This is a genomic window from uncultured Clostridium sp. (assembly GCF_910588715.1).
Lineage (GTDB): Bacteria > Bacillota > Clostridia > Clostridiales > Clostridiaceae > Clostridium.
Genome location: NZ_CAJURG010000006.1, coordinates 58,233 through 72,641, shown reverse-complemented (window position 1 = coordinate 72,641; position 14,409 = coordinate 58,233). Strand labels below are relative to the sequence as shown.

The window sequence follows — 14,409 nt, the reverse complement described above, 5'->3', positions numbered from 1 at the left end:
AAAAAAATGAATTTAATATTTTTAAAAATACAAGGGCAAAGGTAATATTTTATGTATCAATTTCTACTTTATATTTATTAGTAATATTTATTTTAGGGATTACAATGAATGCAGATAAATATGCAGTAGATTATTCATCAAAATTTATAGCTCCAAGTATAGGACATTTGTTTGGAACGGACTTTATGGGAAGAGATATGTTTTGGAGATGTATTAAAGGATTATCTAATAGTATTTTAATAGGAATACTTGCATCTGTAGTAAGTTCTTTTATTGCTCTTTTATTTGGAGTTTCTTCAGCTATTATTGGTGGAGCATATGATAAATTTATTAATTGGTGTGTTGACCTTTGTATGGGAATTCCTCATTTAATTTTGCTTATTTTAATATCCTTTATGCTTGGAAGAGGTACAACTGGAGTTACAGTAGCCGTTGCAATTACCCATTGGCCTTCACTTACAAGACTTGTTCGTGCTGAAGTTTTACAAATTCGCTCAGCTCAATATGTAAGGGCTTCTTATAAAATGGGAAAGAGTAAATTTGAAGTTGCAGTTAAACACATTATCCCTCATGTATTGCCAGTATATTTAATTGGAGTTGTATTATTATTTCCCCATGCTATTATGCATGAAGCAGCAATAACATTTTTAGGCTTTGGAATTCCAGCAGAAATTCCTGCAATTGGAGTTATATTATCAGAGGCAATGAACCATATTGCCACAGGAAAGTGGTGGCTTGCAGTTTTTCCAGGACTGATGCTTTTAAGTGTTGTAGTGTTATTTGATGTAATTGGAGAAAATCTTAAGCGATTAATTAATCCTAATAGTGGAAATCAATAATTAAGGAGAAATTTATGAGTGAAAAAGAATCAGTATTAAAGGTAGAAAACTTATCAGTAGCTTTTAGTATGTATAGCAGAGGGCTTAGAAAAAAAGATTTAGAAGTTATACATGAACTTAGTATTGATGTAAAACAAGGTGAAATTGTAGCTGTAGTTGGTTCTAGTGGTTCAGGAAAAAGCCTTTTAGCTCATGCAATAATGGGAATACTACCTGAAAATGCAAAAACAAAAGGTGATATAAAATATTATAATGATGAATTAAATGATAAATACTTAAAAAAGTTAAGAGGAAAGGATATTGCATTTATACCACAATCAGTAGATTTTTTAGATCCATTAATGAAGGTAGGGAAGCAGGTTATTGGAATTAATGGCAATAAGGAAAAGCAAAGAGAGGTATTTAAAAAATATAATTTAGATGATAAAGTTGCAGAAATGTATCCTTTTCAATTATCTGGAGGAATGGCAAGGAGGGTTTTGATAGCAACAGCTGTGATGAATGAAGCAAAGTTAATTGTAGCTGATGAGCCAACACCAGGATTAAACTTAGAACTTGCAATGGAAACTTTAAATAATTTTAGAGAAATAGCAAACAATGGTTGTAGCATATTATTAATTACCCATGATGTAGATTTAGCTTTACATGTAGCAGATAGAATTGCAGTTTTTTATTCTGGAACTATAGTTGAAATTGCAAGTGTTTCTGATTTTATAAAGGGAAAAGAATTTTTAAGACATCCGTATAGTAAGGCATTTATAGATGCTTTGCCACAAAATAAATTTAAAGAATTACCGGGATATCAACCTTATGCTGGTAATCTTCCAAGTGGATGTTTGTTTAGGGATAGATGTTCATTAAAAACTGATGAATGTTCAAGTAATATTAAAATGAGAAAAGTAAGAGATGGTGAGGTGAGATGTATTAATGCTACTTGAGGTTAAAAATATAAGTTATAGATATAATAAAAGTTCTAAGTGGATACTTAAAGATGTTAGTTTTAAAATTGATTCTAAAGAAAGAGTGGCATTAGTTGGACCATCTGGTTATGGAAAAAGCACATTATCAAAAATAATATCAGGATATATAAAACCTGATGAAGGAGAAATTTTATGGGATGGAAAGCCAATTCCTAAGAAAGGTTATTGTCCAATTCAAATGATTTATCAACATCCAGAACAATCAGTTAATCCAAGGTGGAAGATGGGTAAAACATTAAATGAAGGATGGAATGTAGATAATGATTTGTTAAAGGAAATGGGAATAGAAAAGTCTTGGTTAAATAGATGGCCAAATGAATTATCTGGTGGAGAATTGCAAAGATTTTGCATAGCAAGGGTATTAGGTCCAGAAACTAAGTTTTTGGTTTGTGATGAAATAAGCACTATGCTTGATGTTATTACTCAAGCACAAATTTGGAATTTACTACTTAAAATATCTGAAAAAAATGATTTAGGAATGTTGGTAGTTACTCATAATATAGAACTTGCTAAAAGAGTATGCAACAAAATTATAGAATTACCTAAAATAAATAATGAAATTAGTAGTTAATAAGGGTAAAGGAGCAATTTTAACTGCTCCTTTTAAATTTTATTATAAATTATAAAAAAGTATGGACATTTTTAATTAAATTATATATAATAATAAATATAAGGCGCTATAGCCAAGTGGTAAGGCAGAGGTCTGCAAAACCTTTATTCCCCAGTTCAAATCTGGGTGGCGCCTCCAATATATTTGAGAAAAAAAGAGTTATACATTAATATTTAGTGTATAACTCTTTTTTTGTTTAATATATTATAGAAATATATTAATGGTTAAATTTAAATGATTTTATAAATTTATCTCTATTGTATGATAAGTTATATTCATAATTTTTATTCTCCAATGTATATTAAAAGTAATTTTCGTATCAATAAGATTAAATTTATATTAATATTTATTTCTTGAAATTACAGTTTTCCTTTATTAACATTATTGCAAAATATATTGTTAAGATTACGCCTATAGTTGAAATAAAGTAAAGTAATTGGCTTAATGGAAATCCAATTATAGGAATAAGGCGAACAGATTCATAAAATTGAGGAAGACTTATTAAAGATAAAATAATACTTCCTAAAATACAATATAATAATTTTACGTTTTTATTCATAATTTTTTCTTCTCTCTTCTTAAAATTTTTGTTTATTATAATTTATATTTATTATTTTACCTGAATCCACTTGGGATTAGTAATTATAGCAGGATAAACTTCTTGTGTATTACCATCGTAAATAATAGTAACTATATCATCCAGTCTAATGTTATCTTGAGGTATTTCTTTTCCTGATTTATCAAAAGTTTTAATATCCTTGCAACTAATAAAGCATTTATCGCCTATTTTTGAAAGTGATGAACTATCAATTCTACTAACAAGTAATAGTTTATTATCTAAATCATTTTCAATAACCTTAGCATCTACAGTTATTTCAATTGAATCTGATTTATTTATATTACATCCATTTAATATAAATAAAATTATTGGTATAAATAGTGCTATACTAATAATTTTAAATAATTTATTTTTCACTTAATCACCTCATATATTTTTTACTTTAATGAAAAATTATTCATTATTATATTTATCAACTGCTTTTAATACTTTATATAATATATCACATAAAAATTTAAAAATAATTAATATTCCTATAGGCTTACAAATATTTCCTAAATAAAATATTGGAGCTGTAATATAATATCCAATTTCATAAGTTGTACTTGAAAACGCAGTTAAAATCACTAGAAGATATCCAATAAAGTAAAGTATGCCTCCAAGAAAAATCCCCTTAATTATTTTGTTTGATTTATTTTCAAAAAACATTCTTATTTCCACCCCTTTTATTTATTAATAATAATTTTGTATTTTTGCTTATAAGTTTTATTTCTTAATATATAAATTTAACTTTGATTAATATTAGGATTATATTAAGAGGGAGTTTTTATTTAAATTTTTTTGCATTTTGTATCCATATCATACATACTTTTTACAATTCCTATTATAAAAATTGTAATTTGAATAAATGCTATAAAATTATAAAATTTACTATTTAAAAGAACACCTAAAGCTCCAATAAATATAATTAATATGCCAGTATAGAACATATCACTACCTACTATTTTAGAAACTTTATCTTTGTAATATTTTTTATCATCAAATCCATTTAACATATCTCCTGCATTTTGACTTTTAATTATCCAACCTAATCCTGTAAACATTCCACCTATTAACATTGTAATTATAATTAAACCATATATATCTATATTTTTCATATAACCCCCGTATACTAAATTTATATAATTATTATTTTAATTTCATATGTAATATAGGGAATGGGTTACCTTGTTCATCAAATTCTGATTTTTCAAAAATTTTAAATCCCATATGTATATAAAATCCTACTGCTTGTGGATTTTGTTCATTTACATCTACATAATTTATATTTAAATTTTCTATTGCATATTTTACAAGTCTTTTACCAACCCCATTTCCTCTATACTCATCACTTATAAATAGCATTTCAATTTTAAAATCATGAACTCCCATAAAGGCTTTTATAATTCCTTTTTCATTTCTTACACATAAAAGGTGAGTAACATATTTAGCACCTTCTATAACATAAGGTTTTAGTGATGCTATATCTTCTTCTTTTAAAAAATAGTGTGTTGATCGCACAGAAGATTCCCATGTGTTTAATATTGCTTCTTTATCTTTCTCGCTAATATTATTTAAAATTTCAATTTTTAGCACTTTTAATTCCTCCTAAATAGTTAACTATAAAATTCATTATACATTAAAAAACAGTAAAATTAAAACTTAAAATGATAATTATGGATAAGTTAAAATAATTTTAATAATTTATATAATTTTTTAATTGGGTTTAAATATTTGTTTTTTATTAAATTTTAAATAGTTTAAGAAAATTTTAAGAAAACTGTAATGGAAAAGAAAAGATAATTAGTGAAAAATAAGGTAGAATATGATAGGATAATTCCTAAAGGTAAAATAATGTAAAAAGTGGGGGAAGAATGAATGAAAGTAAAAAACATAAAAATATTTAGTATCGTTTTATTAATTTTTATCTTTAATTTAATTGCACCAAACATTAGTGTAAATGCAAGTAAAAATGATTCTAAGTATGATTTAACTGTAAGCTATGGTATAGATGGAAAGTATAAAACTCAAAAATATATGCCTGTAAGTATACAAATAAAAAACTTAGAAGCAGACTTTAGTGGAGAAGTTGAAATAAGAGTTGCAGGTGATAGTACTGGTGGGTATGATGCCTATTCTAAAGAGGTAAATGCTTTGGTAGGAGAAAGCATAAATGTAACAATTCCAGTAAAGTTTTTAGAGGGAAGTAGCAGAGGAACTATTTGTTTAATAGAAGATGGAAAAGTAGTATATGAAAAGAAATTAATTATTACCTCAGGAAGAATTAATGAAGGAAATGCTTTTGTTGGTTTATTAACTGATGATGCTACAGCATTAGGATATTTAGGAAACATAACATATATGGATTCTAAAAATTCAAATACAGGAAAAATGAATTGTGTTAATTTAACGGAAAGTTTATTAAATGAAAATGGATTAAACATAGATGGATTAGATGTAATAGTAATTAACAACTATAATATGGCAAACTTAAATGAGAAGCAATATAATTCATTAAATAATTGGGTTAGCTCTGGAGGAACATTATTAATTGGTGCAGGAGCTAATGAAACTAAAACAATAAACAATATAAATAAGAATTTTTTAAATATATCTTCAACTGGAACTGTTGAAAAAAATGTTTTAGTAAACTCAGAAAACTTAAATTTAATATTATCACAAATTAATTTTGATGGAGCTACAGCTATTAATAGTAGTAATGAAAGTAATTTAGTTTATTCTTTAAATCGTGGAGAAGGAAAAATTTTAGTAACTTCCTTTGATTTAGGCTTAGAACCTTTTATCTCAAGTAAAGATTCATCTATTGTGCTTCAAAATATGTTAAAGGAAACCTTTGATAAAATATATGAGCAAAATAATAATGGTGGTTATTCTCATGAAAGATATGAAGCAAGTTATATATTAAATAGCATTCCTGTTGATAGTATAGTTAGTACTTTAAGCTTAGGTTTAATTTTATTTATTTATGCAATTTTAGTTGGAATAGTATTGTATATTGTATTAAAGAAAATTAAGAGAAGAGATTTAACATGGATACTTATTCCTGTAACAGCAGTTGTATTTACAGTTTTAATTTATTTATTAGGTAGTAAGATGAAGTTAAAAGATGTTGTTGTAAATGCTGTTAATATTATTTCTACTGATGAGGAAGGAAGAGGAGAGGTTAACGGCTATATTGGAATTACAAGTAAAAATAAAGGTAATATAACAGTAGAAAAAGAAGATGATTTAAAAATGGGTTATATGACAGAGGATTATTACTATAATTTAGATGGTGATCCTAAGATAAATAATTTAAAAGTTAAAACAACTTATAATGATGATAATTCTTATTTTACTGTATCTAATAGCAATGTATCACAAATAAATAAATTTGAGGTTTCTGGAAAGGAAATTGTGCTTCCTAAGATAGAAAATTCTTTAAAATTTAAAAATGGAAATTTAGAAGGAACTCTTAAAAATAATTTAGATTTTGATATTAAAAAACTTATAATAGTTTCAGGACAAAATGTTTGGGATTTAGGAGAAGTAAGCAAGGGAAAAGAAATTTCAATTAATGATTTAAAGTGTAATGGTACTTTAGGAATTCAAGGTTATGCAAATAGTATTCAAGATGAATATTATCAAGCAAGATGGAAGAAAGATATAGACCCTAAAGATCCTAAGTTTAAAAATATACAAAGATATTCTAGTTTACTTAATTTATTAGAAGCTAAAAATTATGTTGGCGATAAAACAAAAATTATTGCAATCACAGAAATGCCTGTAGATTATAGTTTAAAATTAGAAAGTAAATCAATTTCAAATTATAATTTAACAGCAATAGTACAAGAAGCTAATATAGATTTTAAAGATGAAAATGGAAATCTTAATTTCCCAGAAGGATACTTTAAATATACAGTAAGTGAACTTGGAAATAAGGTTAATTATGATTATTATGAAGGGTTTATCTATGGAGAAGGGGAAATTGTTTTAGATTATAAGATTGATGACAATATAGATATTAAGGAAATAACTATAAATTGTAATACTGATAGATGGGGAAATGATTTAGGACTTAATGGTGAGTATTATATTTATAACTATAATACACAGCAATATGAAAAGTTTAGTTTAGATAAAAAGCAGTATAAATTAATAAATGATGGTAGCTATACTTTAAATAATACAATAAAAATTAAAGCTATTGTAAATGAGAAAAATGGTGAAGTTTCAGCTCCAAAATTAATTATACAGGGGGTTGAAAGATAATGTTAGTTATAAAAAATCTTGAAAAATCTTATGGAAATTTTAAGGCTGTAAGGGGATTAAATTTAGAAATTAAAAAGGGTGAGATATTTGGATTTATAGGTCCAAATGGTGCTGGTAAAAGCACAACTATGAAAATTATATCAGGACTTTTATCACCAGATAGTGGCGAAGTTTATGTAGATGGAATAGATGCAATAAAAAATAATAAAGCATTAAAAGATAAAATTGGATATATGCCTGATTTCTTTGGAGTTTATGATAATTTAAAGGCAATAGAATATTTAGAGTTTTATGCTTCTATATATGGAATTGTTGGAAAAGAAGCTAAAAAATTATCTATGGATTTACTTAGACTGGTTAATTTAGAAGATAAGTATGATGCTTATGTTGATGGATTATCAAGAGGAATGAAGCAAAGATTATGTTTGGCAAGATGTCTTGTTCATAATCCAGACCTTTTAATATTAGATGAACCAGCTTCAGGTATGGACCCTAGAGCTAGATATGAGATGAAGGGGATTTTAAGAAATCTAAAAGAAATGGGAAAAACAATTATAGTTTCTTCACATATATTACCGGAGCTTGGTGAAGTATGTACAAATATAGGTATAGTTAAAAATGGAGTTGTAGTTTGCCAAGGAACTGTAGATGAAATAATGACAAGGGCAGCAGGGGCATCACCTATAGTATTTACTGTATTAGGAGGAAAAGAAGAGGAAGCTATAAAGCTTCTTAAAGAGCTTCCATATGTAGATAATATAAAAATTGATGGAAATAAAATAACAGCTAATGTTATTGGTTCAGATTTAGAAGCTGCAAATCTTTTAAAATATTTAGTTTTAAAAGATATTCCAGTATTAAATTATAGTAGAGCTGTTGGAAATTTAGAAGATGTATTTATTCAAATTACAGCAGATAGTGATGAAGAGGAGGTATAAAAATGAGAGTAAATCCAGTTTTAAGAAATGAAAGTAAAATAGCAGTAAGAAGCATTAAATTTACCTTAATGATTTTTGCGTATATATTAGCTTTATCAGTAGCAGTAATGATTTACTATAATTCAGTAAATGAAACAGCCTTTTCAAATGGTTTATATTTAGAGTCATCAATTATTTTTTATGTTGTGATGGCAATAGGTCAGGCTGTATTACTATTTTTTATAGTTCCAGCATTAAGTTCAACAGCAATATGTTCTGAAAGAGAAAAACAAACTTTAGATATATTATTATCCTCAAGGTTAACTCCACTTCAAATAATTATAGGAAAGGTTTCGGCTTCTTCTCTTAGAGTAATTATACTTATAATTTCTACAATGCCCCTTTATGCAATTGGAGCATTAATAGGTGGAGTTAAGCTTAGTAATATTTTAGGGCTTATATTATTTTTTATTGTTAATACTATATTTGTAAGTTCTATAGGAGTTTTTGTATCAACATATATTAAAACTTCAAAAGTATCAACAGCACTTTCTTATGCTTTAGTGTTATTTATTTATATTGGAATAATTGTTATTAGCTGGGCAATGCTTGCAATAGCTGTTTATAAAATGAATTTAGCTGGCAATTATACAATGACAGATATGCCTTCAGTATCTCCTATAGTTTATTTAAGTCCAGTTGTTGGTTTTGCAAGCTTATTATTAAATCAAGTTGGATTAGGTGGAGAAATTAGCGTGATGTTTTCGGATTTTGGAATAAGTACACATTCTGAATATATTTCAGTAGTAATACAATTACTTGTTTCAGGATTATTTATATATTTAGCATCAATTAAACTTAATCCATTAAATAAAAAAAGCATATTTAAATCTAAAAAAGCGAAGGAGTAAAAAAAGATGAATTCTTTAGATAAAGCTATATTGGAATTTATAAATAAAGCCTCTAAAAGAATTAAAGCAAATCTTTTGTTAAATTTAAGCATAGTAGGACTAAAACTTCTACTATGCTTAATATTTAGTTTGCTATTAGTATCAATTTTTATAAAAATTCCTTATATTTACGAAATTTGTATAGGAATATTAGGTGTAGGACTAATAATTATTTTAGTTTATGGATTTATAAAGTTTCCTAAAAATGATAAAGTTGCACTTATGGTAGATTCTAATGGATTAAATGAAAGACTTATTACATCATTAGAACTTATAGGTTGCAAAGATAGTATATCTATTGCACAAAAGAAAAATACATTAGATAGCATTAAAAGCTTTGATATTAAAAAAATAAAAATTTCTGTAGATAAAAAGCAATGCTTATTATCTTTAGCTTTAATATTAATGTGTATTTTAGTGATTTTTGTACCTAGTATAGCAAGAAAAGAAGCACAAAAAATAAGAGCCTTTGATAAATTTCAAAAAACAATAATAGAAAAGATTGAAAAGGAAAAAAAGAAAATAGAAAAGTCTGAAGATTTATCAAAAGAAGAAAAGGAAGAGGTTAAAAAGTTTTTAGAAGATACAAAAAAGGAACTAAAAGAAAGTGAAAAGAAATCAGAAGTAAATAAATCTTTAGAGCGTTTAGAAAAGAAATTAGATGATAAAAAAGAAAAGCTACCATCAGAAAAATCTAAAAAGGCTATTGAAAACTCTAAAAAGAATTTATTAAATGATTTTAATAAGGAAAAAGAAGAAAATGCTAAAAAGGATGTTAATAAGCTAGTAAATCAGCTTATGAAAAAATCAGAAACTAAACCTTTAGCAGAAGCTATTTTAAGTGGAAATCAAGAGGATATAAATAAAAATTTAGAGAATCTTCAAAAGAAACTTAGCAGTATGAGCAGTGCAGAGTTAAATAATTTATCAGAAGCTTTAAAAAAGGCTGCTTTAGAAATGACTGATGAGGAACTTACAGAAGCTTTAAAAAATGCTTCAAATTCTGTACTAGATAAAAAACTTGATGGAGAAAGCTTATCAGGGGCAATTTCAAAATCAGTAAGTAATAGTAACGGAGAAAATAATGATAATTTAAATAACTCTTCAAATTCAGGACAAAATCAAAATAAGGGTCAAGGTTCAGGTAATGGACAAAGTGGATCAGGCAATGGAAATGGTCAAGGTCAAGGTGGAAATGGTGGCTCAGGTTCTGGAAGTGGTAGTGGTTCTGGTGGAGCTGGTTGGAATACTGGTAGCACTACAGGGAAAGAAAATGATTTAGAAAATTCTAGGGGAGAGCAAATATATATTCCTGGTAGAAATGAAGGGAATGATGCAAATCTTACTGGAAGTAAAAATGAAAGTGGAAATTCACAGCAAGTTGAAAGTCAAACGGGACTTAACTTAGATGGACAAAAAGTTAATTATGATAAAGTAATTGGAGATTATAAAAATAGTGCATTAGAAGGTGCAAATAATAGTAATATTCCACAAAATTTAAAGGATATTATAAAAGACTATTTTGAAGAATTAAATTAGAAATTTTTGAGGTGATAAATATGGAAATAAATGAACAAGCAATAAAGGAAGTTTCAGAAAAAATAAAAAGATGTGAAGAGGAAATATCAAGAGGAATAATTGGTCAAAAAGATACGATTAGAAATGTATTAATTGCTATATTTGCAGGAGGTAATGTGCTTTTAGAAGGTATGCCGGGGATGGGAAAAACTCAACTGGTTAAAACAATAGGAAAGGTATTGGATTTAAATTTTTCAAGAATACAATTTACTCCTGATTTAATGCCAGCTGACGTTGTGGGAACTAATATTGTAGTAAAGGAAAATGATAATACAGTATTTAAATTTGAAAAAGGACCTGTATTTACAAATCTTTTATTAGCCGATGAAATTAATAGAGCTACGCCTAAAACTCAATCAGCACTTTTAGAAGCTATGGGAGAAAAAACTGTAACTGTAGGTAAAACAACTTATGAAATGCCAAAACCATTTATGGTACTTGCAACTCAAAACCCTATAGAGCAAGAAGGAACTTATCCTCTTCCAGAAGCCCAGCTAGATAGATTTTTATTTAAGCTTAATGTAGAGTTTCCAAGTTTAGAGGAATTAAAGGATATAATGGATTTAACATTAAGTAATACAAAATTAAAGCTTAATAATGTTTTAGAAGGAAGAGAAATAATAATACTTAGAAATATTATTAAAGAAGTTAAGATTGCGGAACCAGTAAAGGAATATGCTTTAAAATTAATTCTTGCAACACATCCAGAGCTAGACAGTGGAGCAGATATAGCAAAAAGATATTTAGAAGCAGGAGCAGGACCAAGAGCTGCACAAGGAATTATTGCAGGAGCAAAGGTAAGAGCAGTTATGGAAGGTAGAGTAAATGTAGCTTTTGAAGACATAAAAGAACTTGCCTATCCAGTATTAAGACATAGAATTATCTTAAATTTTGATGCTATAACTGAAGGTTTAAATGAAGAAGCTATAATTTCTAAAATTTTAGAAGATTTAAAGGTAGTGTAAAAAATGAGTGAAAAGATGTTTAATGAGGACTTCTTTAAAAAGCTAAATAAAATTAATATGTATATAAATTTTAAGCTTAGTGGAGGAACTCAAGGTGGAAGAAAATCAAAAGCAAAAGGTGTATCAGTAGAGTTTTCAGATTATAGAGAATATGCACCTGGTGATGATTTTAGAAGAATAGATTGGAATGCTTATGGAAGGTTTGATAAGTTTTTTATAAAGGTATTTATGGAAGAAAGGGAAGGTGTATTTAACTTTTTTATTGATAAAAGCAAATCTATGGACTATGGAAAAAATAATAAAAAAGATACAGCTTTAAAGATAGTAGCAGCTTTAAGTTATATTGCTTTAAATAATTTAGATAGAGTAAATATAAGTACTATAAATGATGGGACAATAGAAAACTTAAAAGTAGGCACTGGAAATAGAGGATTTCAAAAAATATTAAGAGATTTAGAAAGTATAAATTTTGATGGAACAACTGATTTAAGTAAAAGCATAAAGAAAAGACCTTTAAATTTAAGAGGAATATCTATTATAGTATCTGACTTTTTAAATAATTCAGGTTTAGAAAGCTTAGAAGAGGGATTAAAGTATTTAGCATATAAAAAACAAGAAATAATATTAGTTCAGGTATTATGTGATGAAGAAATTAATCCAAACTTTAATAATGAAGTAACTTTAATTGATAGTGAAACAAAGGAAAATATAAAACTTAGTGTTACGCCTTCATTAATAAAAGATTATAAAGAAGCATTAAAAAAATATAATGAAAGCATTGAAGTTTTGGCAAAAAAATATGGTGGCAAGCTTATATCTGTTAGTTCATCTATGAATATAGAGGAAATAATATTAAGTGAATTTAGCAAGAGAAAAGTATTGTATTAGGGGGGAAGATTATGGGCTTTACTAATTTATGGCCATTATTTTTATTACTAACAATTCCTCCAGTAATAATGCTTTACATATTAAAGCGTAAGTATAAAAAAGAGGTTATATCTTCTTCTTTATTGTGGAAAGGGGTATATAAAAATACTAGAGCCAATACACCATGGGAAAAGTTTAAGAAAAATATAATGTTACTTTTACAGATTATAATTATTTTAAGTGTAATTTTAGCTCTTATGAGTCCTTTTATTAATATAGGTGGAAAGACTTATAAGAATGTAATAATTGTAGTGGATAATACTGCTAGCATGAACACTATATATGATGATAAGCTTAGCAGATTAGAAAAGGGGAAATTACTTGCTAAGGAATATTTAAATAGTACAAGGGAAGGAACAAAAGCTTATATTATTTCTTATGATGGAAATTCAAATTTACTTTTAAATGGTGAATTTAATAAGTTTAATTCAGAATCAATTATTAATAATATAAGTAAAAGTTATAATACTGGAGATATAAGTGATGTATTATCCTTTGTTAAGGCTATAGGTGATGGAATTGGAGAAGAATATGAAGCATTAATTTTTACTGATAAACAAACATCAATTTCAGATATAAATGGTAAATTAGTTTATTTAGGTAATAGTGGATTAAATGCTTCAATAGATAATATTTCTCATAAGGTTGTAGATGGAAAAATTAAGGTCATAGCAAATGTAACTAATAATGGAGATAAAGAATATGAAGGGGATTTTTCTTTATATAATGGTGATAAGTTATTAGAAGTTAATAAAATAAATTTAGGGGTTTCTGAAAGCAAAACTTTATCTTTTGAGTTAGATTCTTTAAGTGATGATTATTTAAAGGGAGAGTTATCAAGAAAAGATATTTTGATGGAAGATAATACTTATTATCATGTTATTAATGAAAATAAGGTAAAGAAGGTATTATTAGTTACAGATGAAAATGTATTTTTAGAAAAGGCTTTTGGAATTATTGAAAATACTGAAGTTTATAAAACTAATGATCCTAATAATATAACAGAAAAGGATGAATATGACCTTTATGTATTTGATAATAAAATGCCAGAAGTTATGCCTAAATCAGGAAATATATTATTTATAAATCCTAGTTCAAATGAACTTTTTAATGTATTAAATGGTGGAGAAATGGGTCAGGCAAAAGCTATTAAGGGAGCTGTTTCTAGTTATTTAGAAAATACACAATTTACTTTATCTGAATATAAAATAATAGAAACACCTTATTATGGTACTAACATACTTACCATAGATGATAATTCTATTGGCTTTAAGGGTGAAGTAAATGATAGAAAAATAGCTGCATTATCTTTTGATTTACATTCAACAGATTTTGCTCTTAAAAAAGAATTTCCAATTCTTATATATGAACTTGGGGAAGAGTTAATTTCTACAGGAATGGTATATAAAAATAATTTTACTGCTGGAGAAAAAATAGTAGTTAAATCTTCGGATTTTGAAAGTGAAATAAATGTAACTTATCCAAATGGAGAAATTAAAGAATTAAAATCTGGTGATGAATTAAAAGGAAATTTAGAACTTGGAATATATAAAATAAATCAAAATGATAATAAAGAAAGTTTTTCAGTAAATTTTCCAAGTTTAAGTGAAAGTAATACTTCAATAGAAGAGGTTGGAGAAAATAATAATATAGTTGATGGAAAAAGCAATTTAAAAAGTGGATTTAATATGACTAGGGTATTTATATTACTTGCAATTTTAGTAGTTGCTTTTGAATGGATATTTTACAAGAAAGGTAATTAGAAAGGAGATA

Annotated in this window: 14 protein-coding genes and 1 tRNA gene; 11 read left to right on the top strand and 4 right to left on the bottom strand. The window is 26.6% G+C overall.

What is annotated here, in order from left to right:
• The first annotated feature begins 44 nt into the window (after positions 1-44).
• From QZ321_RS09515 to QZ321_RS09500, 4 genes are all read left to right on the top strand, one after another.
• Positions 45-839: an ABC transporter permease gene (locus QZ321_RS09515; RefSeq protein WP_366512924.1), complete on the top strand. Its 795-nt coding sequence runs from the start codon at positions 45-47 to the stop codon at positions 837-839.
• Between the two features lie 14 nt (positions 840-853).
• Complete coding sequence (locus QZ321_RS09510; RefSeq protein WP_291747761.1) at positions 854-1,777, top strand: ABC transporter ATP-binding protein; 924 nt, start codon at positions 854-856, stop codon at positions 1,775-1,777.
• Positions 1,767-2,390, top strand: coding sequence for an ABC transporter ATP-binding protein (locus tag QZ321_RS09505; RefSeq protein WP_291747764.1), 624 nt, complete (start codon positions 1,767-1,769; stop codon positions 2,388-2,390). The genes QZ321_RS09510 and QZ321_RS09505 overlap by 11 nt, the downstream gene beginning before the upstream one ends.
• Positions 2,391-2,492: 102 nt before the next feature.
• Positions 2,493-2,567, top strand: a tRNA-Cys gene (locus QZ321_RS09500).
• A 472-nt stretch (positions 2,568-3,039) separates the two neighbouring features.
• Here the strand turns inward: QZ321_RS09500 and QZ321_RS09495 are convergent.
• From QZ321_RS09495 to QZ321_RS09480, 4 genes are all read right to left on the bottom strand, one after another.
• Complete coding sequence (locus tag QZ321_RS09495; protein ID WP_291747767.1) at positions 3,040-3,405, bottom strand: hypothetical protein; 366 nt, start codon at positions 3,403-3,405, stop codon at positions 3,040-3,042.
• Positions 3,406-3,441: 36 nt separating this feature from the next.
• Complete coding sequence (locus QZ321_RS09490) at positions 3,442-3,696, bottom strand: hypothetical protein (RefSeq protein ID WP_291747769.1); 255 nt, start codon at positions 3,694-3,696, stop codon at positions 3,442-3,444.
• Positions 3,697-3,818: 122 nt separating this feature from the next.
• On the bottom strand, positions 3,819-4,145 hold the full coding sequence (locus QZ321_RS09485; RefSeq protein ID WP_291747771.1) for a DUF3784 domain-containing protein: 327 nt from the start codon (positions 4,143-4,145) through the stop codon (positions 3,819-3,821).
• Between the two features lie 31 nt (positions 4,146-4,176).
• Entirely contained in the window at positions 4,177-4,623 is a 447-nt protein-coding gene (locus QZ321_RS09480; protein WP_291747774.1) for a GNAT family N-acetyltransferase, read from the bottom strand.
• A gap of 282 nt (positions 4,624-4,905) precedes the next feature.
• Between QZ321_RS09480 and QZ321_RS09475 the strand changes: the two genes are divergently transcribed.
• Genes QZ321_RS09475 through QZ321_RS09445 form a run of 7 tightly spaced genes read left to right on the top strand, consistent with a single transcriptional unit; the run spans position 4,906 to position 14,399 of the window.
• Positions 4,906-7,299: a hypothetical protein gene (locus QZ321_RS09475; protein ID WP_291747778.1), complete on the top strand. Its 2,394-nt coding sequence runs from the start codon at positions 4,906-4,908 to the stop codon at positions 7,297-7,299.
• A complete protein-coding gene (locus QZ321_RS09470) occupies positions 7,299-8,237 on the top strand; it encodes an ABC transporter ATP-binding protein (RefSeq protein WP_291747780.1) in 939 nt (312 codons plus the stop codon). Before QZ321_RS09475 ends, QZ321_RS09470 begins: the two co-directional genes overlap by 1 nt.
• 2 nt (positions 8,238-8,239) lie before the next feature.
• Positions 8,240-9,127, top strand: a complete 888-nt coding sequence (locus QZ321_RS09465) for an ABC transporter permease subunit (RefSeq protein WP_291747782.1) — start codon at positions 8,240-8,242, stop codon at positions 9,125-9,127.
• 6 nt (positions 9,128-9,133) lie between these two features.
• The gene (locus tag QZ321_RS09460; protein WP_291747785.1) at positions 9,134-10,705 is read left to right on the top strand and encodes a pectinesterase; all 1,572 of its coding nucleotides are present in this window, start codon (positions 9,134-9,136) and stop codon (positions 10,703-10,705) included.
• A gap of 20 nt (positions 10,706-10,725) precedes the next feature.
• Positions 10,726-11,709: a MoxR family ATPase gene (locus QZ321_RS09455; RefSeq protein WP_291740929.1), complete on the top strand. Its 984-nt coding sequence runs from the start codon at positions 10,726-10,728 to the stop codon at positions 11,707-11,709.
• Positions 11,710-11,712: 3 nt separating this feature from the next.
• Positions 11,713-12,597 (top strand): DUF58 domain-containing protein, encoded by an 885-nt coding sequence (locus QZ321_RS09450; RefSeq protein WP_291747787.1) that lies wholly within the window; start codon positions 11,713-11,715, stop codon positions 12,595-12,597.
• A gap of 11 nt (positions 12,598-12,608) precedes the next feature.
• A complete protein-coding gene (locus tag QZ321_RS09445; protein WP_291747788.1) occupies positions 12,609-14,399 on the top strand; it encodes a BatA and WFA domain-containing protein in 1,791 nt (596 codons plus the stop codon).
• Positions 14,400-14,409: the final 10 nt, after the last annotated feature.